This window comes from Lacinutrix neustonica, from assembly GCF_026625145.1.
GTDB classification, from domain to species: Bacteria; Bacteroidota; Bacteroidia; order Flavobacteriales; family Flavobacteriaceae; genus Lacinutrix; species Lacinutrix neustonica.
The window spans coordinates 248,633-268,816 of sequence record NZ_CP113088.1; the positions used below are offsets into that span (position 1 = coordinate 248,633).

The 20,184-nt window shown below is 34.2% G+C and carries 26 protein-coding genes and 2 pseudogenes; 20 read left to right on the forward strand and 8 right to left on the reverse strand.

Annotated features, from left to right (window positions below; genetic code table 11):
• Window positions 1–88: 88 nt before the first annotated feature.
• The 9 genes and pseudogenes from N7U66_RS01310 to N7U66_RS21225 all read left to right on the forward strand — a co-directional run bounded on the left by N7U66_RS01310 (window position 89) and on the right by N7U66_RS21225 (window position 3,688).
• A pseudogene (locus N7U66_RS01310) lies at window positions 89–868 on the forward strand (tRNA pseudouridine synthase A).
• A gap of 154 nt (window positions 869–1,022) precedes the next feature.
• Window positions 1,023–1,526, forward strand: coding sequence for a Dps family protein (locus tag N7U66_RS01315; protein WP_267676989.1), 504 nt, complete (start codon window positions 1,023–1,025; stop codon window positions 1,524–1,526).
• A 57-nt stretch (window positions 1,527–1,583) separates the two neighbouring features.
• Window positions 1,584–1,937, forward strand: a complete 354-nt coding sequence (locus tag N7U66_RS21205; protein ID WP_313791368.1) for a mechanosensitive ion channel family protein — start codon at window positions 1,584–1,586, stop codon at window positions 1,935–1,937.
• Between the two features lie 43 nt (window positions 1,938–1,980).
• Window positions 1,981–2,250 (forward strand): mechanosensitive ion channel domain-containing protein, encoded by a 270-nt coding sequence (locus N7U66_RS21210; protein ID WP_390886612.1) that lies wholly within the window; start codon window positions 1,981–1,983, stop codon window positions 2,248–2,250.
• On the forward strand, window positions 2,234–2,470 hold the full coding sequence (locus N7U66_RS21215; RefSeq protein ID WP_313791370.1) for a mechanosensitive ion channel family protein: 237 nt from the start codon (window positions 2,234–2,236) through the stop codon (window positions 2,468–2,470). Before N7U66_RS21210 ends, N7U66_RS21215 begins: the two co-directional genes overlap by 17 nt.
• A 58-nt stretch (window positions 2,471–2,528) precedes the next feature.
• Window positions 2,529–2,690, forward strand: a complete 162-nt coding sequence (locus tag N7U66_RS01325) for a DUF1328 family protein (protein ID WP_044397776.1) — start codon at window positions 2,529–2,531, stop codon at window positions 2,688–2,690.
• Between the two features lie 116 nt (window positions 2,691–2,806).
• Window positions 2,807–2,938 carry a hypothetical protein gene (locus N7U66_RS01330; protein WP_267676990.1) on the forward strand — a complete coding sequence of 44 codons (132 nt, stop codon included), beginning with the start codon at window positions 2,807–2,809 and terminating at the stop codon, window positions 2,936–2,938.
• A 77-nt stretch (window positions 2,939–3,015) separates the two neighbouring features.
• Window positions 3,016–3,318 (forward strand): DUF2461 family protein, encoded by a 303-nt coding sequence (locus N7U66_RS21220; protein ID WP_313791371.1) that lies wholly within the window; start codon window positions 3,016–3,018, stop codon window positions 3,316–3,318.
• A 7-nt stretch (window positions 3,319–3,325) separates the two neighbouring features.
• Entirely contained in the window at window positions 3,326–3,688 is a 363-nt protein-coding gene (locus N7U66_RS21225) for a DUF2461 family protein (protein ID WP_313791372.1), read from the forward strand.
• 94 nt (window positions 3,689–3,782) lie between these two features.
• On the opposite strand, the gene N7U66_RS01340 is transcribed toward N7U66_RS21225, so the two are convergent.
• A complete protein-coding gene (locus N7U66_RS01340) occupies window positions 3,783–4,226 on the reverse strand; it encodes a hypothetical protein (protein WP_267676991.1) in 444 nt (147 codons plus the stop codon).
• A 12-nt stretch (window positions 4,227–4,238) separates the two neighbouring features.
• A complete protein-coding gene (locus tag N7U66_RS01345; protein WP_267678592.1) occupies window positions 4,239–4,655 on the reverse strand; it encodes a glyoxalase in 417 nt (138 codons plus the stop codon).
• Between the two features lie 114 nt (window positions 4,656–4,769).
• On the opposite strand from N7U66_RS01345, the pseudogene N7U66_RS01350 reads away from it, so the two are divergent.
• Together N7U66_RS01350 and N7U66_RS01355 are read left to right on the forward strand one after the other, a co-directional pair.
• A pseudogene (locus tag N7U66_RS01350) lies at window positions 4,770–5,666 on the forward strand (DUF72 domain-containing protein).
• 3 nt (window positions 5,667–5,669) lie between these two features.
• Window positions 5,670–6,056 carry an acyl-CoA thioesterase gene (locus N7U66_RS01355; RefSeq protein ID WP_267676993.1) on the forward strand — a complete coding sequence of 129 codons (387 nt, stop codon included), beginning with the start codon at window positions 5,670–5,672 and terminating at the stop codon, window positions 6,054–6,056.
• 12 nt (window positions 6,057–6,068) lie between these two features.
• Here the strand turns inward: N7U66_RS01355 and N7U66_RS01360 are convergent, their stop codons facing one another.
• Window positions 6,069–6,365: a DUF3817 domain-containing protein gene (locus N7U66_RS01360; RefSeq protein WP_267676994.1), complete on the reverse strand. Its 297-nt coding sequence runs from the start codon at window positions 6,363–6,365 to the stop codon at window positions 6,069–6,071.
• Window positions 6,366–6,506: 141 nt separating this feature from the next.
• Here N7U66_RS01360 and N7U66_RS01365 point away from each other — a divergent pair, with 141 nt between their 5' ends.
• The 4 genes from N7U66_RS01365 (at window position 6,507) to N7U66_RS01380 (ending at window position 13,204) form a co-directional block, all read left to right on the forward strand.
• Entirely contained in the window at window positions 6,507–9,308 is a 2,802-nt protein-coding gene (locus tag N7U66_RS01365) for a M16 family metallopeptidase (protein ID WP_267676995.1), read from the forward strand.
• Between the two features lie 136 nt (window positions 9,309–9,444).
• Complete coding sequence (locus tag N7U66_RS01370) at window positions 9,445–10,356, forward strand: serine hydrolase (protein ID WP_267676996.1); 912 nt, start codon at window positions 9,445–9,447, stop codon at window positions 10,354–10,356.
• 14 nt (window positions 10,357–10,370) lie between these two features.
• Window positions 10,371–11,354, forward strand: a complete 984-nt coding sequence (locus tag N7U66_RS01375; RefSeq protein WP_267676997.1) for an NTP/NDP exchange transporter — start codon at window positions 10,371–10,373, stop codon at window positions 11,352–11,354.
• Window positions 11,348–13,204, forward strand: a complete 1,857-nt coding sequence (locus tag N7U66_RS01380) for a hypothetical protein (protein WP_267676998.1) — start codon at window positions 11,348–11,350, stop codon at window positions 13,202–13,204. Before N7U66_RS01375 ends, N7U66_RS01380 begins: the two co-directional genes overlap by 7 nt.
• Before the next feature lie 39 nt (window positions 13,205–13,243).
• Here N7U66_RS01380 and N7U66_RS01385 read toward each other — a convergent pair whose 3' ends face one another.
• From N7U66_RS01385 to N7U66_RS01405, 5 genes are all read right to left on the reverse strand, one after another.
• On the reverse strand, window positions 13,244–14,521 hold the full coding sequence (locus N7U66_RS01385; RefSeq protein ID WP_267676999.1) for a serine hydrolase: 1,278 nt from the start codon (window positions 14,519–14,521) through the stop codon (window positions 13,244–13,246).
• A 2-nt stretch (window positions 14,522–14,523) separates the two neighbouring features.
• Window positions 14,524–14,862 carry a PEP/pyruvate-binding domain-containing protein gene (locus N7U66_RS01390; RefSeq protein WP_267677000.1) on the reverse strand — a complete coding sequence of 113 codons (339 nt, stop codon included), beginning with the start codon at window positions 14,860–14,862 and terminating at the stop codon, window positions 14,524–14,526.
• An 80-nt stretch (window positions 14,863–14,942) separates the two neighbouring features.
• On the reverse strand, window positions 14,943–15,728 hold the full coding sequence (locus N7U66_RS01395; protein WP_267677001.1) for a PEP/pyruvate-binding domain-containing protein: 786 nt from the start codon (window positions 15,726–15,728) through the stop codon (window positions 14,943–14,945).
• On the reverse strand, window positions 15,725–16,573 hold the full coding sequence (locus N7U66_RS01400; RefSeq protein ID WP_267677002.1) for a hypothetical protein: 849 nt from the start codon (window positions 16,571–16,573) through the stop codon (window positions 15,725–15,727). Before N7U66_RS01400 ends, N7U66_RS01395 begins: the two co-directional genes overlap by 4 nt.
• A complete protein-coding gene (locus N7U66_RS01405) occupies window positions 16,570–17,424 on the reverse strand; it encodes a hypothetical protein (protein ID WP_267677003.1) in 855 nt (284 codons plus the stop codon). The genes N7U66_RS01400 and N7U66_RS01405 overlap by 4 nt, the downstream gene beginning before the upstream one ends.
• Before the next feature lie 223 nt (window positions 17,425–17,647).
• On the opposite strand from N7U66_RS01405, the gene N7U66_RS01410 reads away from it, so the two are divergent.
• The 5 genes from N7U66_RS01410 to N7U66_RS01430 all read left to right on the forward strand — a co-directional run bounded on the left by N7U66_RS01410 (window position 17,648) and on the right by N7U66_RS01430 (window position 20,180).
• Window positions 17,648–18,079 (forward strand): PepSY-like domain-containing protein, encoded by a 432-nt coding sequence (locus N7U66_RS01410; RefSeq protein WP_267677004.1) that lies wholly within the window; start codon window positions 17,648–17,650, stop codon window positions 18,077–18,079.
• A 49-nt stretch (window positions 18,080–18,128) separates the two neighbouring features.
• Entirely contained in the window at window positions 18,129–18,656 is a 528-nt protein-coding gene (locus N7U66_RS01415; RefSeq protein WP_267677005.1) for a YihY/virulence factor BrkB family protein, read from the forward strand.
• Window positions 18,657–18,726: 70 nt separating this feature from the next.
• Window positions 18,727–19,005 carry a YihY/virulence factor BrkB family protein gene (locus N7U66_RS01420; protein WP_267677006.1) on the forward strand — a complete coding sequence of 93 codons (279 nt, stop codon included), beginning with the start codon at window positions 18,727–18,729 and terminating at the stop codon, window positions 19,003–19,005.
• Window positions 19,006–19,163: 158 nt separating this feature from the next.
• Window positions 19,164–19,664 carry a pyridoxamine 5'-phosphate oxidase family protein gene (locus tag N7U66_RS01425; RefSeq protein ID WP_267677007.1) on the forward strand — a complete coding sequence of 167 codons (501 nt, stop codon included), beginning with the start codon at window positions 19,164–19,166 and terminating at the stop codon, window positions 19,662–19,664.
• A gap of 9 nt (window positions 19,665–19,673) precedes the next feature.
• The gene (locus N7U66_RS01430) at window positions 19,674–20,180 is read left to right on the forward strand and encodes a peroxiredoxin-like family protein (protein ID WP_267677008.1); all 507 of its coding nucleotides are present in this window, start codon (window positions 19,674–19,676) and stop codon (window positions 20,178–20,180) included.
• Window positions 20,181–20,184: the final 4 nt, after the last annotated feature.

Here is a 20,184-nt window from a genome sequence, read left to right on the forward strand (position 1 = left end):
GTTTATAATTGGTTAATAAGAATACAATGTATAAAAATTTTGGCATATGTGGCTGAATAGATTATTTTCGAAAATCCATTTTTAAACTATGCAAAAAAAGTATTTTTACCTCATTACTATTCAATATCTAGGCTATCGTTTTCACGGCTGGCAAAAGCAACCGAGATGTAAAAACCTTACATCTTATGGTAGATCGTACGTTTAATTTTATCTTAGAGGGCAAACGTTTTAAAAGTTTAGCCTCCGGCAGAACGGATGCTATGGTCTCTGCTGAAGAAACCGCTATAGAGCTTTTTCTTTATGAACCGCTAGAAGATTTAGAGGCGTTTTTAAGTCTGTTTAATACCAATCTGCCTCAGGATATTCGTGCTTTGACAATAAAAGAAGTGGATGCCGATTTTAATATTATAAACAATCCAAAAGTAAAAGAGTATTTATATTTATTTGCTTTCGGGGAAAAATTTCATCCGTTTTGTGCACCTATATTGACAACTATCCTTGATGATTTGGATATTGACATGATGAAACAGGGGGCGAAACTATTTGAAGGGCAGCACTATTTAAAAACATATTGTTATAAACCATCAAATAATGGAATTTACAATCGCGAAATTTTAACCTGTGAAATTATAGAAAACACCATTTATACGGCAAATTTCTTTCCGAAGTGAGTTATCTTTTAAAAATTAGAGGTAAAGGTTTTATGAGAAATCAAATCCGTTTAATGATGGGGACATTAATAGATTTGGGTAAAGGGAAACTTACTTTAGCCCATATAAAACAATCCTTAGAACCTAACAATACGATTAGAATGGACTATATCGCTCCAGCTTCGGGTTTAATTTTAAAATCTGTAGACTTTGAGTAATGCCTGTTAATTTATTTAACATAGACTTAAATTCGTTAACATAATTTAAGTTAATACGTTTAGGTATTTGTTAAAGGTGGTTAAACTATTTCTCGACAGTTCTGTTTAGTAGTAGTTTCGTAGTAGTTAAACAAAACCACTAAAGCAAACGACCATGAGTTACTTAAATATACCGGACGAAAAACTAATTCCAGTTGTAGTTGAATTAAATGCACTACTGTCAAATTATAATGTTTACTATCAGAAATTGAGAAGTTTTCATTGGAACATTCTAGGAAAAAATTTTTTCGATCTACATGTTCAATTCGAAACCATGTATAATGATGCAAAGTTAAAAATCGACGAAATTGCAGAACGTATTTTAACCTTGAGACACCATCCCGTGAGTAATTTTAGTGATTATTTAAAAATTTCTTCAATAAAAGAGGTGTCAGGCTTGATTACGGATCAGGAAATGATATTAGAGTTACTTAGTGATCATAAAAAAATACTTAAACAAATGAGTAAAATCATAGAGAAAGCAAATGCCGCAGGAGATGAAGGCACCATAGATTTAATTGGGGCATATATTAGAGAGCTGGAAAAAACAAGCTGGATGCTTAACGCCTGGTCAAAAAACACCAATGATCAACTTAAAAGGGATGAAGTTAAAAGTTAATGCTTTTGAAGCAAAACAGATTTTTTAATAAAACTAAATTTAATCTTCAAAATTATTATGTCAGACGAATTCAGCAAAGCACTAGAGCTTTTATCAGAAAAATTAATAGGATGGCTTAATGCTTTTATAAAGAGCATACCCAATCTTGTAATAGCAATGCTTGTATTAGTAGTGTTCTATTACATTTCAAGATATATTTCTCGTTTTGTTGGCAAATTGGTGTCAAAAAAAGTAAATCAAGATTCTCTTGTAAACATCATTACAAAGATTTCTGCTGTTTTGGTAATAGCAGTTGGTTTATTTTTGGCTTTGGGTGTTTTAAACTTAAGCAAAACACTTGAAACTTTAATAGGGGCTGCTGGAGTTTCACGGCTTGGTTATCGGTCTTGCTTTGCAAGGGACACTGAGTAACACGTTTGCAGGAGTCGTTTTAAGCTTTAGAAAAAGCATTGAGTTGGGACACTGGGTTGAAACGAACGGGTTTTACGGTGAAGTAGTAGAAATTAGTTTAAAAAATTTTGTGGTTAAAGAGGCCGATAATAATATGGTTATGATTCCTAACAAATCAATACTTGAGAGCCCATTAAAAAATTATTCTTTAACTACAAGAATGAGAGTTATGCTAAGATGTGGTGTAGGCTATGAATCAGATTTAGAACGTGTTAGGACTTTGTCTAAAGAAACCATATCACAAACATTTAATCATATTGAATCTCCGAGATGAAGTAGAATTTTATTACGAAGAGTTTGGCGGAAGTTCAATAAATTTTTTATGTAGATTTTGGATTGAGGGTAAAAGTGTCTTAGAACAAATTAAAGCCAAAAGCACCGCTATTATAGAGATTAAAAAAGCTTTTGATAAAGAAAATATCAATATCCCATTCCCAATTAGGACCTTACAATTTGACAACCATTTAAGTTTATCTAAAACTATGGATGACTAATACTAAGGTCTAATCCAGATTTTTAAATACAATTATTAACCATTAAAAAACTAAAACTATGTTACGTTGGACTATTACATTTATTATTATTGCAATCATTGCAGGAATTCTAGGATTTGGAGGAATTGCTGGTGGAGCAGCAAGCATTGCTAAAATCCTTTTCTTTATTTTTATTGTTCTTTTTATTCTATCTCTATTAAGAGGTGGGCTAAAGAAATAATAAATTAACATCTACTATAGTGATATATGAAACAAGGTTTATTTAGTTTAGAAGCAAAAATAATGCTCATATATTACTATATTTAATGAATAATCAACCTTTAAAATTAAATTATTATGAAAAAATTATCTTATTTATTTTTAGTACTATTTTCTCTTTCAACAGTGTTAACATCGTGTAGAGAGGAAAGCAAAGCAGAAGATGCTGTAGAAGACATGGCAGATGATATTGAAGATGCAGTAGATTAAAGAACCGTTTTTATTTATAATAAAGTCTCGATACCAATCGAGACTTTTATATTTTCAGACTTCAAATAAAGTATATAATGGGTGTAAAAACAGTTTTAAATTTTCTAGAAAAATTAAAAAATAATAATAATCGTGAATGGTTTGCAGATAATAAGTCTGAATATGAAAGGGTCATGAAAGAAGTAAAGATCATAACTACCGATATTTACAAGCACCTACAACGTCATGATGATTTGGAGAAAATGAAGCTGTTTAGAATTTATAGAGATGTTCGCTTTTCTAAAAACAAACAACCTTATAAAAATAATTTTGGCGTAGCCTTTCATAGAACAAAACCCAGATTTAGAGGGGGGTATTATTTGCAAATTGAGCCGAGATAATAATTTTATGGCAGTTGGTTTTTGGAATCCGGAAAAAGAAGATTTATTGAGAATTAGAAAAGAGTTTGAAGTGGATGATAGTGAGATTCGAGATATCATAAATGATAACACATTACAATCGATTTGGGGGGATTTAGTTGGAGAAGAATTAAAAACGGCTCCAAAAGGTTTTGATAAAGCGCATAGTGCCATAGATTTAATACGACGAAAACAGTTTATTTTCGTTAAAAAACTCAGTAATAAAGACGTTATAGCTCCTGGTTTTGCCGAAACCGTTAGTAATAATTTTAAAACCATACGTCCGTTTTTTAACTACATGAGTGCTGTTTTAACGACAGATCTTAATGGGGTTTCAACAATTAAAGATTAAAAGAGGTTGAGATATGCGCTGTTAATGATTGATAAAAGCGTTTTAATCTTTGTAAAATTAAAGTTTTGAGTCGTATTTGGATCAGTCTCAAAAATTAAATCACCTCAATAACAGTGTATTTATTGTCTTTAAATTCAAAGTTGTCTCCTTTAGTTTTTTGTTTCAAAAGTTGACCAATGGGAGATTGCAATGAAATCGCGTAATAACTTTCATCATCTAAATCTATTCTTCCTAAGCTTATAGAAATAAAAAAATGTAAGGTGTTAGTTTTCACTAAACTACCCAACGCAACATGAGGAGATAGTAAATTAATTTTCACTTGCTTGAGATATTCATGAGTTTTTCTAGCTTCATTAAGATACCCTGTGTTTTTCTCTAAATCATTCAGCAATTTACCGTTGCCACTGTCTTCATCATCGGCACTGCCTTGGTTACTCTCGATAGCGTCCTTGATTAATTCTATTTCATTTTTATAATCAGTAATGCGTAGTTCTACATGCGCATAACAGTATTGCAAAAGTTTTTGTTTAGTTGTCATTGATGCGTTTAATTATACAGCCTTTAAAATGTCTGACGTTTCAAACAATTGTATATTGTTTTGTAGTCGTTGTTTAACAATAGTCATCATTCGCTTATTTAAAGCAGAAGAATTTTCAATATAGGTGAGGTATTCAACCGTGGTGAACTGACCAATCACCATACCTTTTAATGCGTTTCTAAATTTAATGTCTTTTTGTATGGCGTTTTCAATATAGTGGAGGCGTCTTTCTAAAGTGAGTTGATAAAATACATTTTTATGTTTCGCAATGTAGTTTTTAAAGACTTCAATTAACAAATCATTTTGTAATTTAATAATGGGTCTCAATGTCGTGTTTTGAAAACGTTCTTCATGACTCATGTTATCCGTAATCCGTAGTGATGAAATTACAGGTCTTAAGGCTAATAATTGGTGATCTCTAGAGGTTATCATAATTATAAGTTTATATAAAAATATTAATTAAGGACACACTGAATTTTGATTCGTATTTTTCTTGTTAACCGTGTTATGAACAATTATCTTTAACACTAAAATGATACCAAAATGAAATTTGGAAGTGTTGAACATCCGAATTGGTAGATTTCACTCTACCACCGGACCATAAGGACACGCAGCGCGTATTAGGTTTAACAAAAGCAGTGGGTTTGCCGAGATATTTATGTGGGTTGCGCTAAATGGAATAGGGCAGATCTAAAAGGGTTTTATCCTAGAGGCACTAAAGACGAATTAGCGTATTATTCTACGCAATTTAATGCGATAGAATTTAATGCTACATTTTACAGGATTTTTCCAGCAGAGCAGTTCGCGACATGGTACAATAAAACACCTCCAAATTTTAAGTTTTTCCCTAAATTAAATCAAGAAATTAGTCATTGGAAACGCTTGCAAGATACAGAAGTTATCGTGCAGAATTATTTGTATAACGCTTCTAATCTGAAAGAAAAATTAGGAACAGTATTCCTACAAATGCACAATAATTTTTCACCAAAAGATTTTGATAGAGTAGTTCATTTTGTTGAAAATTGGCCAAAAACCATTCCGTTGGCAGTAGAATTTAGACACACTAATTGGTATAATGATGAAAAAATTGCAGCAGATTTATATCAGCTGTTAGAAACAAATAATGTTTCGAATATCATTGTAGATTCAGCTGGAAGAAGAGATGTTATGCATATGCGTTTAACCAATAGCACGGCTTTTGTTAGGTATGTTGGTGCGAATCATGACAGCGATTATTCACGTCTTGATGATTGGGTGCTAAGGCTGAAACAATGGAAAACTCAAGGCATTAAAGAAATTGATTTTTTTATTCATCAAAATAAAGAGGTGGAGTCCCCATTACTTTCTGCTTATTTTATAAAAAGACTTAATGCAGCATTGGGGTCTGAATTAACAATTCCCAATGATCATTTAAATAATACACAAAAAAACTTATTTTAACATATGAGATTTCACACTAGAAAATGGGTAAAACCAGAAGATTTAAATCCAAACGGAACCTTGTTTGGTGGTAGACTATTAGCATGGATTGATGAGGAAGCAGCGCTGTATGCTGTTGTTCAACTTGAAAATGCACATGTAGTTACAAAATATATTGCAGAAATAGATTTTAAAAGTTCAGCCAAAACCGGAGACATTATAGAAATAGGTATCGAAGTGGTTAAATTTGGAACTGCCTCATTAACCTTACGTTGCGAAGTACGCAACATGATGACGCGGGAAGCCATTATTACCTTAGAGAAAATTGTGATGGTAAATTTAGATGCTAAAGGTAACGTCAAACCGCATGGCAAAACAGAAATAGAATACATTAAAAATAGGTTAAAATAATGGACTCGTTTTCTATAAACCTTTTTTCTCTGCCAGTGGTTTTAAATAGTTATGGTCCACATAGAAGGTTCCAAAAGGAATTAAAGATCCTAACAAGATGATGACAAATGTTTTAGCATTCCATTGATACGTTGCTCTTAAAAAAACAGCTAAAGCAATGTAGGCCACAAACAACAAGCCGTGAGGCATACCTAATAGTTTAACGAATGCATCATCTCCGGAAGGCATGCGTTTGTAAAGTGCGGCTAACATTAATAAAAGATATGAAATACCTTCTAAAAAGGCGATAATTCTAAAAATTTTGAGCATGGTCTTTTCTTTATTACACTTTTCTGTAGATGCTGTAAACTTAATAAAAACTGTTAAGAAATAGAAAACAATTTCATTTTAATAATTACCTTTAAAGTTCAATTTTAAGCAATATACCTTATGCGTTTGTTAAAATCATCGATGATAATTTGTCTTTTACTTATAGCTTCATGTGCTTCTAAGTCTCATGAAACAACAGAAAATGACTTCAAAATAAACTATACGAAATTCACCTTAGAAAACGGACTAGAGGTTATACTGCATGAAGATCATAGTGACCCTATTGTAGCAGTTGCCACGATGATGCATGTGGGCTCAAATAGAGAAACCCTAGGGAAGACAGGTTTTGCTCATTTTTTTGAGCACATGAGTTTTAACGATAGTGAAAATGTTCCTGTAGGCGCGAATAGAAAGATGATTCCAGAATGGGGAGGCAGCCGTAATGGAGGCACATCTAATGACTATACCGTATATTATGAAGTGGTGCCTAAAGATGCTTTCGAAAAAATACTTTGGATAGATTCAGATCGTTTTGGATATATGATTAATACAGTTACAAAAGCCGCTTTAGAGCGTGAAAAGCAGGTGGTTAAAAACGAAAAACGACAACGTGTCGATAATGCAGCTTACGGGTATACAGAAGAAATTAAGAGACAATACCTATATCGAGAAGGACATCCCTATAATTGGACGGTTATTGGTGCGTTGCCGGACTTACAGGCAGCAACGGTTGAAGATGTCAAGTCTTTTTATGCTAAATATTATGGTGCTAGTAATGCATCATTGGTGATAGCTGGCGATATAGACATTGAAGAAACAAAAAAATTAGTCAAGAAATGGTTTGGTGAAATTCCTCGCGGACCACAAGTAGAAGAAATGCCGCCAATGCCAGTGGCTTTAAGCGAAACAAAATCGTTATACTTTGAAGATGGCTTTGCAAAACTCCCGGAGTTACGGATGACTTACCCAACCGTTGAAAACTATAATAAAGACAAATATGCCCTTCAAATACTAGGACAGTTGTTAAGCGAAAGTAAAAACGCCCCATTGTATAAAGTTATTGTTGAAGAAGAAAAATTAGCACCAAATGTAAGTTCCTATCAATATAGTAGTGAGCTGGCTGGCGAATTTGTTTTTGTGGTACGAGCCAATGATAGCATAGATCTTGATACCGTAAAAGCGGCTATAGATAAGGGGTTAAATCGTTTTGAATCAGAGGGTGTTAATGAAAAAGATTTAAAACGAATTAAAGCAGAATTGGAGACCAATTTATATCGTGATATGAGTACGGTTTTAAATAAAGCCTTTCAACTAGTAGAGGATAATGAGTTTAAAGGCGATCCAAGCTATATTACCCAAACCGCTAAACTCATGGAGGCTGTCACCACTCAAGATATCATGATAGTCTACAACAAATATATTAAAGATAAAAATTATGTCATGACCAGCGTGGTCCCTCAAGGCCAACTAAATTTGGCCGTAGCCGAAGCGAATGAAGCTAAGGTATGGCTTGAAGAAGTAAAACAAGAGGTTGCCAATGAAGAGGTAAGTCAAGGCGCGGAGGCCGTATACAAAAAAACACCTTCCAAATATGATAGAAGCGAGCCTGAATTTGGTCAATTACCACTATTTAAATCTCCAATAGTTTGGACCAGTTCATTAAACAATGGATTGGAAATATATGGTATTGAAAATAACGAGGTGCCTTTAATACAATTCGATCTAACCATTCCAGGGGGACATTTACTCGATCCTAAAGATAAATCTGGTGTGGCTAATCTACTTAGTGATATGATGATGGAAGGGACTGCTAATAAAACACCGGCTGGATTAGAAGAGGCTATTGGTTTGTTAGGAGCAAATATATATACATACTCTACAAACGAAGATTTTCATATTACAGGGTCTTGTTTAGCTAAGAATTTTAAAGAAACCATGACCTTGGTAAACGAAATTATTTTGGAACCTCGTTGGGATGAGAAGGAGTTTGATAGACTTAAACAAGCACAAGCCACAAATATCAAAGGAAGAGAAGCGAATCCTAATGTTATAGCTTCTATGGTATATAACAAGTTGTTATATGGTGAGGAACATATTTTATCTATTCCCAGCTCAGGAACACAGGAGACTACAAAAGATATCACACTGAAAGACCTCCGGAAATACTACCAAAACTTATCGCCTCAACAGGCAAAATTTCATATTGCGGGAGCCATTTCGAAAAATAAGGCAAAAGAGGTTTTAGGGTCTCTAGAGAATTGGTCCGCGGAAGCCGCTACCATTCCTGAATTTCAAGTTCCGGAAAACCCAAAAGCAAATCTGCTATATTTTATTGATTTCCCTGGGGCGAAACAATCGGTTATTCAAATAGGAAAATTAGCATTAAACAGAACTCATGATTTTGCCAATAAGTTAAACTTTGCCAATGAGATTTTAGGCGGTGGCTCTAGTGGGAAACTCTTTCAAACGTTAAGAATAGAGAAAGGGTATACTTATGGAGCGTATTCTGAGATTAGTGAGAGTAAGACAATAGCACCTTTTACAATTCGAACCAGCGTGAGAGCCAATGCCACTTTAAAATCCTTGGAAATCATTCAAAATATGGTTACTAATTATGCTGAAGCGTTTTCAGATAAGGACGTTGAATTAACAAAAAATAAAATTTTAAAAGGGAATACTAGAGCCTATGAAAGTTTAGGGGCACAATTACGGATGCTTCAGAATATCAGCAAATACAATTTGCCTACATCGTTTATGGAGGACAACCAAAAAGAGTTAATAGCCATGTCTTTAGACGATTATAAGAATGCGATAAATATGTTTTTAGATGAAAAGGGTATGATTTATGTAGTAGTGGGTGATAAAGACACTCAATTTGAAGAAATAAAGAAATTCGGAAAAGAAATTGTAGAGTTGGATATTTATGGAAATACAATAAATTAAATGGATTTGACTTTTGAAAATCAATGACTTAAGTGTATTTAAATTTACTATAAATTAACATTAATTTATAGATATTGATTTACATTTGCGGAAAATTAATGATATATTAAGTCAAATCAGTAAAACAAATAATTATATGAACAACACACCCAAATTAAAATTAACAGTTGTATTATTGCTTTTGGTTTTCATCGGTTTTGGACAACAAAGCCTGCCGATTGCGACGAAAATGGAAATCGATCCTTTGGCGGAACTGCAAAACAAAGGATTGCAAACACTCCTCGAGAATCAGATAAATTCTAACTCACAGTTTAGAAAATTGATTGCGAACAAAAAAATGTCTATTGGAATTGTAGATTTAAGTAACTTGCAAGATGTTAAATACGCAGGGCTTAACGACGAACATATGATGTATGCTGCTAGCTTACCTAAAATAGCCATATTACTTGCAGCAATGGACGCCATAGATAAAGGAGAGCTAAAGGATACTAAAGAAGTGAGACAAGACATGCGCTTAATGATAAGTAAATCTAATAATGCAGCGTCTACTAGAATGATTGATCGTGTTGGTTACGAGAAGATAGAAGAAGTGCTAAGAGCCCCAGCAAATAAATTGTACGATGAAGAAGTTGGCGGTGGCTTATGGGTTGGAAAACGATATGCGGCTGGAGGAAGAAGATATCCTGAACCTATGAAAGGTTTAAGTCATGCGGCTACCACAAAGCAAGTGTGTAGTTTTTACTACCAATTGGCTTTGGGGAATTTAATTAGCGATGAAAGATCTAAAGAAATGTTAGAAATAATGAAAGATCCTGCATTACATCATAAATTTGTAAATACGCTAGACAAAGTAGCTCCAAAAGCTACTATTTATAGAAAGTCAGGATCTTGGAAAAATTTTCATGCAGACTCTGCCTTAGTATGGGGGCTTGAAAGGCGCTACATTATTGTCGCTTTAATAGATGATAATTTAGGAGAGCAAATTACTAGAAATTTAATAGTACCTATAGAAAAAGTATTAAAAAAATCGAGAGCATTAAAAAAATAGCAGAACATTAAAACTTGTTAAAAAACATTATAAATAAAACATTTGGACTAAGAGATGGTGAAATATACATCTCTTTTTTAATGCAGTTATATATTTTTATAATTATATCTGTATTACTTATTGTCAAACCCATAGTTAACGCTTTGTTTCTAAATAGACTAGGAGCAGAGCAGCTACCTTACGGCTATTTACTAGTTGCTTTAGTGGCTGTGTTAACGGCCTTTCTTTATAATAAAGCGATTAGGGAGTTTTCACTCCTCAAGGTAACCAACACCTCCTTAGTTTTTTTTAGTTTAGGCTTTTTAGCTTTAAGTGCCGTGCTTTATTTTAATGTCTTAAGTAATTGGGTACTTTATCTGTATTATTTGGGAGTGTCTTTGTTTGCTGTTATAGCGACGTCGCAGTTTTGGATTTTGGCTAATATGGTGTTTAATGCCCGTGAAGCCAAAAGGTTATTTGGCTTTATAGGTGCAGGAGCGATAGCAGGAGGTATATTTGGTGGGTATCTTACCAGTATTGTAGTGTCATCTTACGGGAATAAAGCAGCGATGTTTATCGCGGCAGTACTTATCCTTTCTTGTATTCCAATACTTAGAAAAATATGGAAATTACGTATTCGTAAAATGAATGTTTTTATAAGAAAACAACGAAAATATAATGATTCCAATGCTCAAGTTTCTTCATTACAATTAATTTCTAAGTCTAAACATTTAACGTATTTAGCGCTTATAACAGGAATAAGTGTGATTGTCGCTAAATTAGTAGATTTTCAATTTAGTGATTTTGCAAACAAAGCCATTCAAGACACCAATGAATTGGCCTCCTTTTTTGGTTTTTGGTTTTCCACATTTAATGTTATTGCTTTAGCCTTACAGCTTTTTATGACCAATAGATTTTTAAGTCGTTTTGGGGTATCTACAACATTACTGGTATTGCCATTGGGTATTGCCTTGGGGTGCTTGTTATTTTTAACGTTCCCGAATTATGGGTTTTGGTGATTATAAAAGGGATCGATGGTAGTTTTAAGCAATCTCTAAATAAAGCGGCTGTAGAATTGTCTATCATGCCCATCCCATACAATATAAAAAATCAGGCAAAATCCTTTATTGATGTTGCCGTAGATAGTGTCGCCACCGGGATTGCTGGTTTTATGTTGATATTTTTAATTAAAAAATTAAATTTAAGCACCTCCTATATTACCGTAATTGTCATTCTTTTCGTATTTATATGGATTGTTTTAATCTACAGGTTGAGAGAGGCATATTTTAATTCCTTTAGGACCAATATTCAGCGTACCCTACTTTCAAATGATGAAGGCACAAATGACAAAAAACGCTATGAAACCACAATTGTTGCCGCGAGACGCATATTAAATGCTGAAAAGCCTGAAGACATTTTAAGCTTGTTAGAACAATTAAGCGATTATAAAATTTTAGCTTTACAGTCGAGTATTATTAATTTACTGGAACATCCTTCACACCAGGTGAAAGCTGAGGCGATTAAGCAATTGTTTAAATACGATAAGGGTACTGCCATTGAAAAAGTAGAAGCTTTAGTTCATGAAAAGGATGATGGGTTAGTGTACACGGCATTAGACTATATTATTCACCATTCGAACAATAATGCGAATCATTTTTTCGATAAATATTTAAATCATGAAAACGATTATATTTCCAATGCCGCACTATTGTGTTTAGCTAAAGAAGCAGAACAGAACACAAAGCTGAGTGAAAAATATAGCCTTAATAAAAGAATTGATGAGCGGGTACGTGCCTTAAATACGCCCGAAGGGTTTAGTAGAAAAGAGGCCGTGGCAGAGTTGTTAATTACTATTGCTTATTCACGTATTCAAAAGCATTATACATTTATAACAGTTCACTTAAATAATAGAGATCCTTACATTGCAAAGCATGCAATTAAAGCAGCAGGTATCACAGCTAGCGAACGTTTTATTGAAGATTTGTTAGAATATTTAGCTGAAAAGGAGTTTAGAAAAACGACGATTAAAGCCCTTAAAAATTATGGCTCAAGTATAACAAAAACCATTTTAGCTTATGATAAATCAGAAATACTTCGAGACAATGTAAAGGAACACCTGCCTAAAGTCATACAGTCCTTTGGCACTCAAAATGCCGTTCAAGTCTTACTGAGACTATTGCGGAGTAATGATGTGATTATTAGGTTACAAGTTTCGCGGTCGCTGTTAAGGCTAAAAGCAAGAAATGAGAATTTGTTTTTTAATAAACGTGTATTAAAACGTGAAATTATAAAAGAGAGTGAATATTACAAGGACACTATTGATGCTATATTTTCTATACAGAACGATATAAAAAACACCTCTCTTGAGCCTAAAAACGACAATGATATAGAATTACTCATAGCAAGAGAAAGCTTAATTGATGTCCTGGAAGAACAATTAGAAACAAGCCTAAAAATTATTTTTAAATTATTGAGTCTAATTTACGATGAAGCAGATATTAAGGTGAGTTATTCCGGTTTATTAAGTGACATCAAAGAGGCTAAAGTGAATGCCTTAGAATTTTTAGATAACTTACTAAAAAGTCAACTCAAAACAAAAGTATTACCATTAGTTGAATATGCAATCATGGAAGAAGACGATTTGCATTCAGATATATTGAAAATAAAAACGCTTCCTGAGAAAGTCTATATCTCAAGACTACTTAGAAAGCGTGGTAAGCGTATTAAATTAGAGCTTTTACATTTAATAAAAGTATTGGACGATAAGAGTTTTTTAACCTTAATTACGCCTTTAAAAAAGCACATGAACAAAGAAGTTAAGTTCTTTGCTCATGATACTATTGAAAGTTTAACAGATGTTAGGCGTTAATTATCACCACCGTCTTGGTCTTCTGTGTCTTTATAATTCTCATCTAATTTTTCTTCTCGGCTTTTCATGGTCATCAGTAATGAGATCGTCTATTTTACTGGCTAAATACATATGCGCACCAGCTGAATTTTTATTTAATACATTGGTCATCAGACAAACAATATATTTTGTACCATTAGGGTGCTCTACAATAATTACTGAGTTCATATAATTAAACACGTTTCCAGCATAATCTCTACAACCTGGATTCTTAACACGATCACATTTGTAGTAACTTCCCGATTTGAAATATACGGCAGCACTGTCTAAGCGGCGTGATCTCGCATAACGAATTCGTCGGTCTGTAGAATACATCAAACGCTTCATTTCCAAGCTTGAATTTTCATCAATCACTTTACCTTGCTCCAACTTTACTAGCCATTTCATCAATCCTTTTGGAGTACCAATACTACCGCCTTTTCTTCCAACATATTTCCCAGCTGGGCGCGTAAAGAATCCGCCAAGTCTCCAATCGTCTTCAGAAATACCCAAATCTCTTAGGGGTTGGTTAACCACCGTATTAGCTAAATTAGTTAGTGAGTCTCTAGGGGTTTCTTTAAAATAGTTTTCTCCTTGTTCTTCTGTTAAGTTCACATAGTCTGAACCAAATGCAGCCATTAACATGGCTTCGCGATACATCACACTCGCAGCACCATTATTACTCACTGAAACCATATGATCCAACCATTCAAATAATGAAAATTTATCACTGGCAACCACTTGTCTTTTTATCAACTTGTCTTTTTCAATATCGTAAATTGGAATCGTATGGTGATCTCCAGTGCCCCAATAACGGGCAGATACTTTAATGTCCTTCAAATACATAATGCGGTCCTCCCAAGAATCCGGACAAACCTTTGCCATTTGTGTAAATACCGCATTTAAAACGGCGAGTTTACCAACACTTCCCGGTTGGTAACCCACATTCTCTCGATGTCCTGCGTATTTTAGGGCGTTCGGGTTTGTCATGTCTAAAACAGACACTGAATAAGCACCACTGGGGATTAAGCGGTTTATACGTTTTTGAAAATCCGGATCTGAAATTAATAAGTCGTTAATACTATCTTCATCTCTAGACGTTAAATTTAACTTGAGATCTGCAAGTTTTTTATAGGCCCCAAATGGGATACGTGTGTAGGGTACACTGTCTATTTGCATTTTTTGTAATTGATACAAACGTTTAATTCCGGTACGCTCGTAACCATCTATAGGGTAAGAAATAAAACCAAAAGAGAGTGCAATACACAATCCCATGGTTATATAGAATGCTTTTTTCATAATTATATTTTTTCTGAAAGGTTAATCATTTTTTCGGTTTCAATTTTTGGAGAAATCGAGGCTAAATACTCTGAACTTTTTGCTTGCTTGTTCTCTACAAACGGTCGAATTTGAAACAACCACAGCTTATTATCTTTAAAACCAAACTCTACATCATAGGCTTGATTTTCATTCTCAGAATCTTTAGAGATGGTCGTTCTTATTTTTGCCGCCAATGTTCTAATGTCTGCGATATTTTGCTCATTTAAGATGGGGCTGTCAAAAGTGGTGATGTACTTTTTGGTACCACCCGTTTCCGGTAATCTGATATAATCTGACTGTCCGGCTGGGGCTAACAACACACTTGATTGAGGTGTAATTAATCCGGTTTCTGCACTTTGACCATCTACAGCACCACCAGCGCCACGGCTAAACGCAACAGTTAAATCATCGTCATTTCCGAATTAATGCCTTTTGTGATCATGACACCAGAGTAATCTACATCCACACTTGGAATGATTAAAATAGAAGGAAACACGTTTTCCGGATTGCTTAAGTATTTTTGGCGCCATTTAAAACTACGTTCCGTATACGCCGAAGCCCAAACCCGTTTAATGCCCCTAATAATTTCATCTTCATCTTTAATGTTGAAGAGAGTAAGATTAAGACCTGCACCTGTAAACTCTTTTAAATCCTCCATATTGGTATCACTACGTAAAAACACAGGGACCTCACCAATAGCACGCCCAAAGACGGTCTTAAATTGTTGCCTTAAATCAATATGAAATGCCGTAGACAGAGGCATCTCGATTATGGCCTTATGTAACTTATCAAGAGCTTCTAATTGAAAGGCTTCAACTTCCGCTTCACTTTCACCACGATCGGCTAATATTTTAGCTTTGTCAAACGTATCATTTAAGTATTCCCAATAGGTTTTTCCTGTATTTGGCATGTTTTGACTCATGTGTGATCTGAAAATTCCAAACGGAATGATTAAACCTTCTACCACTTGATCCGGGAATAATTTTTTCAACTCACCAAGATTCGCTGCTTTTGGGCCACATAATTTACCGGAATCTGTCGCATCGACAGCTCTCATGTTAATCACATCACAGAGATCTAACCTGATTTGATTTACCGGCACCGCAATAACATTTTTACTGCGTTCCTTTTTGCTGAATAATTCTTTTTCTTCAGAAGACATGTCATCTTCAGCTTTTAAAATCACATTCCCTTTATTAGAGACCGCATAAAATACATTTTTGCCGAATGTTTCTTCAATGCTTTTAAATTGTCATAAGACAAAGCGGCATTAGGAATGCCTAAATTTCTTGCCAATAACTGAACATGAGAGACTAAATTGCCCTCAGAGACCGTCATAATACCAGCAACTGGTTTTAAGTCTGAAGGTGGTTTTTCAAAAATATAAATCTTATTAGTATTAACTTCAACCGCATCCGGATTTCCGTCAACCACAACCAATTCACCATAAGCGTATCCAGGATTTAATCCGCGAATAGCACTTTGGCTTTCAATAGTCATGACTGCGTTATTAATATTTGATGTTTTAGCAACAAATGCACCCAGTGTGCTAACCGTCTCTCCCAAACTCAAAGCAATGCTGCTGCGAACGCGATCGTCAATAAAGCCATAGGCTAAGGGTTCAAAAGTGGTATAATTATCTACAGCTTCCTGATAATTTGCTTTTACCATAGAAGCACTCCATTCTACGACGCTTCTGCTAATGGTCAGTAATTCATTTAATTGCGCAATGCTTAATTGTTCTTCAGCAATTTTATTAGAAATGTCACTTTCAATGGCATGGTATTCCCAAGGTTCAATTAAACCAGTACCCATGGCCGCGCACGTTAGACTATTAATTTTGTCTAAGTTTTGAGCTAGGGTCGTCGTTTCCCACTTTTGAGTCTCTGTTAACAACGTATGTTCCAGTTGATTTGAAAGATCAAGGAGTAACAGCCTATGTTTGCTGCTGGTATAAGTGTTTATATTCTGACGTATTTCAACCAAAATATTCGCAATATTAGAGACAAATGCAGAGGCCGATGGCTTCATTTTATTATCTTTAATAAAGGTTTGAATTTTTTTGTTGTCGTATTGGACGCCGGTAAGCGTTGCATTTCTTTTTCTAAAATAACAAAATCAATAGGCGCGTAGTACTTCCTCATGGTCTCAATTAAATCATCGAAGTCATCCTTTAAATCAGTAGGGATTTTGTTTTCAACTATAAAATCTTTTACCGGATTGATATCTGTTATTTCAGGTTGACCATGGATTTTAATACGAATATCCATGAATTTACTCATATCTTCAGAAATAGTCTTACTTTGACTACGCATCAACTGCGCAATATTATCATCACCATTGTGAGGAATATCTTTTAGGGCCTGGCGAATAAAATAGTAGTTAGCATAGATAAATTGCTCGTCTTTAAGTAACCATTCAAAAAAGTCTTTTCCCCAAGCTTCTTCATCTTCACTTTGTAAGGCGCCTCTATAAAATTGTGCCTTCCTTAAAACCCAACCATCATCAACACTGGCAAGATACTTGCCTAATTGGTATTGCTTTAATCGGCTGTAGTTTTCGTTTTTATTTAAAAAATCAGATTTATTAGCATCGGCAAGAATTTCACCAAAAAACAAATGATTGGTTCTCCTTAAATCAAGAGCAGATGTTTTAAAACTGGCATGCTGAATACCACCCCCTATATTATCAGGACAGGGATCTTTTGGTTCCCGTTCTGTTCCGTCTTTACAAAACCACTTAATACGGTGGTAAGGCCCTCCGGGGTCTTTTTTGTAAGTCTCTATGAGTTGTTGGATTTGATTAATTGATTTTTCCTGTGCCTGTCCAGTAAAGCTGCAGGTAAAAAACACCATTAAAATTAAAAGTATCGTTTTGTACATATGTGTTCTATTAATTGATGCAAAATTATCTTAAATATTCCATTTTTACAGTGTGTTTTATGATAACATTAGCTATTAAATTGCCGCAAACACTATATAATATTAACTCAAATGCGTTTTATGCGGTATTTCGATTCCCATTTTAAGATAACTTTGTTAAAAGTTTAGTTTTCAGTTTTTAACTTTGTAATGAACACACAATAGTAAATTAAAAATCAGTATCATGAAAAAGAATCATATCCTAGCGTTAATGACTTTTATAATGGCTTTTTTGGGCTGTCAAAACACCGTTAAAAGTCAAACACCAAAGGAGGTTCAAGAAGCCTTTCAAGCGAAATATCCAGGAGAAAATGATCCAGATTGGGAGATAGACTCAAATGGAAATTACGAGTCTCATTTTAAGATTGATGGCGTAAAATATCGTGCAGATTTCTCTCCGGAGGGAGAATGGATAGAAACTGAAACAAATATTGATAAAAAGGATTTACCGGAGCCTATTCGAACGGCCATTAAATCTAATTATGGTAACGAAAAGATTACAGAGATTGAAAAAGTGGATTCGGCGAGTAAAGGACTGTTCTACGATGTAGAGTTTAAACGAAAGGGTAAAAATATGGATGTAGAGTACAGAGCTTCAGGTGAAGTTGTAAAATAATTGGTTTACATTATTAAAGTATATACGCTATGACAAATACGATAATCAAGTGTTGAAAGTAAAAAATGCCTTGGCACTTATATCAGAAGCAGCGAAATCATGGTATAGCAGCAATCCCTTTCAATTCAGTGCCATTATTGCTTATTATGCGATATTATCGCTACCGGCTTTAATGATTATCATTTTCAATATTGTTGGAGCTATATGGGGTCGAGATATCGTACAAGGGGAAATATTAGGCGAGATTTCTAGGGCGATAGGGAGAGAAACTGCCGAGTCGATAAGGATGATGTTAGTAGACCAAGGCAATGAAAAAACATCAGTTTTTGCCACTGTAGTAGGTATAGGAACGCTTATTTATGGTTCTACAGGTGTTTTCTTTCAATTGCAGACGGCGTTTGATCGTATTTGGGAGTCTAAGCAAACGCAAACCAATGAAATTCTTGTTGTAATCTATAGTAGATTGAAAAGTTTCGGATTTATCTTAATCATTGGTTTTTTATTATTGATTAGTTTTGTATTAACCTCATTATTAAACACATTCAGCAAAAGACTGCACCGCTTCCTTCCGAGATAATTTAATCGATTTCATCTATATCTTTGATATTATTATTTCCTTGGGCTTTATTTATTTATTATTTGCTGCAATGTTTAAATACCTTCCAACCAAAACGCTTTCATGGAAATCCGTTCGAGCAGGTGCTGCCTTAACTTCTGTATTGTTTGTTATAGGAAAATATTTATTAGGTATTTATTTTAACACCATGCAGCCAGGGTCAACTTATGGCGCAGCTGGTTCCATCATTCTTATCATGCTTTGGGTGTCTTATTCTAGTCTCATTCTTTATTTTGGAGCCCATTTCACAAAAGTGTATTCAGATAAATATGTATTAAACAAAGCGCTTAAAAAGTCAGTTGAAACTTAAACCTCAAAATGAGCATCTACCGTTTTTGATTCTTAAAAACCGTCACAGTTATCATTTTAGTAAACATTTAACGAAAACTATTTAATAAGGCTAATATATCAGGTATTTGAGATAAGGCTAACTCACAGTGATTCATAACTTTGATAAAATTCAAAAATATGAGCACAAATAATTTATACCACAAGGAAGCAAAAGAAAAAATAAAAGCATTAGCAGAAGCCATTGATTTTACAATGATGGCTACTAATTTAGGGCATAAACCATTTTCAGCTATTCCAATGAGTACGAAAAAAGTCGATCAAAATGGAACCATTTGGTTTTTAAGTGGAAAAGATAGCCAACACAATAAGGATATTTTAAAAGACCACAACATTCAGCTCATGTATTCAAAGCCAAGTACTATGAGTTTTATGATATTATATGGAGAAGCGAAGATAACAAAAGATCACGCGATACTAAAAGAACTTTATGGAAAGAGTGACGATCTTTGGTTTGAAGGCATAGAAGATCCTAATCTTACCGCCATTCAATTCGAACCTAAGGAAGCACATTATTGGGAACCTAAACATAATAAACTCGTCACTTTATTCAAAATGGGAGTTGGCGCACTTACAGGTAAGCAAGCAGAAATAGGAGAAGAAGGACAGTTAACTATTTAAATCGAAAAAATGATTAAACCAAGAGAAAAAATGCCGGAACTCACCATCGATTTGGTGAATGACACACAATGGAGTCTCAGTGAACAAAAGCCTAAACAATTTACTATGCTAGTGGTATATAGAGGTAATCACTGCCCGGTTTGCAAAAAATATTTAGAGGAACTACAACGTAAATTGACTAAATTTATAGATAAAGGAATACATGTCATTGCAGTTAGTAGCGATACCGAAGCCATCGCAAAACAAACTTATGAAGAGTGGGCTATTGCAGACCTTCCTGTTGGTCATAATTTCTCTATAGAACAAGCAAGGGCTTTAGGGCTATACATTTCAAAAGGCATTAAAAAAGAACCTGATGTTTTTATAGAGCCTGGTTTATTTTTAATTAATCCAGATCAGACCTTGTATGCAGTATCAATACAATCCATGCCTTTTGCTAGACCCGAATTTGACGCCCTTTTGAAAGCTATTGATTTTGTTATTGAAGAAGACTATCCAGCAAGAGGGGAAGCATAATATT

Coding starts and splice junctions, on each gene's coding strand:
- N7U66_RS01315 (WP_267676989.1), top strand. CDS start 1,023: ATGAGTTACTTAAATATACCGGACGAAAAACTAATTCCAGTTGTAGTT.
- N7U66_RS21205 (WP_313791368.1), top strand. CDS start 1,584: ATGTCAGACGAATTCAGCAAAGCACTAGAGCTTTTATCAGAAAAATTA.
- N7U66_RS01325 (WP_044397776.1), top strand. CDS start 2,529: ATGTTACGTTGGACTATTACATTTATTATTATTGCAATCATTGCAGGA.
- N7U66_RS01330 (WP_267676990.1), top strand. CDS start 2,807: ATGAAAAAATTATCTTATTTATTTTTAGTACTATTTTCTCTTTCAACA.
- N7U66_RS21220 (WP_313791371.1), top strand. CDS start 3,016: ATGGGTGTAAAAACAGTTTTAAATTTTCTAGAAAAATTAAAAAATAAT.
- N7U66_RS21225 (WP_313791372.1), top strand. CDS start 3,326: ATGGCAGTTGGTTTTTGGAATCCGGAAAAAGAAGATTTATTGAGAATT.
- N7U66_RS01340 (WP_267676991.1), bottom strand. CDS start 4,226: ATGACAACTAAACAAAAACTTTTGCAATACTGTTATGCGCATGTAGAA.
- N7U66_RS01355 (WP_267676993.1), top strand. CDS start 5,670: ATGAGATTTCACACTAGAAAATGGGTAAAACCAGAAGATTTAAATCCA.
- N7U66_RS01360 (WP_267676994.1), bottom strand. CDS start 6,365: ATGCTCAAAATTTTTAGAATTATCGCCTTTTTAGAAGGTATTTCATAT.
- N7U66_RS01365 (WP_267676995.1), top strand. CDS start 6,507: ATGATAATTTGTCTTTTACTTATAGCTTCATGTGCTTCTAAGTCTCAT.
- N7U66_RS01370 (WP_267676996.1), top strand. CDS start 9,445: ATGAACAACACACCCAAATTAAAATTAACAGTTGTATTATTGCTTTTG.
- N7U66_RS01385 (WP_267676999.1), bottom strand. CDS start 14,521: ATGAAAAAAGCATTCTATATAACCATGGGATTGTGTATTGCACTCTCT.
- N7U66_RS01400 (WP_267677002.1), bottom strand. CDS start 16,573: ATGAAGCCATCGGCCTCTGCATTTGTCTCTAATATTGCGAATATTTTG.
- N7U66_RS01405 (WP_267677003.1), bottom strand. CDS start 17,424: ATGTACAAAACGATACTTTTAATTTTAATGGTGTTTTTTACCTGCAGC.
- N7U66_RS01410 (WP_267677004.1), top strand. CDS start 17,648: ATGAAAAAGAATCATATCCTAGCGTTAATGACTTTTATAATGGCTTTT.
- N7U66_RS01420 (WP_267677006.1), top strand. CDS start 18,727: ATGTTTAAATACCTTCCAACCAAAACGCTTTCATGGAAATCCGTTCGA.
- N7U66_RS01425 (WP_267677007.1), top strand. CDS start 19,164: ATGAGCACAAATAATTTATACCACAAGGAAGCAAAAGAAAAAATAAAA.
- N7U66_RS01430 (WP_267677008.1), top strand. CDS start 19,674: ATGATTAAACCAAGAGAAAAAATGCCGGAACTCACCATCGATTTGGTG.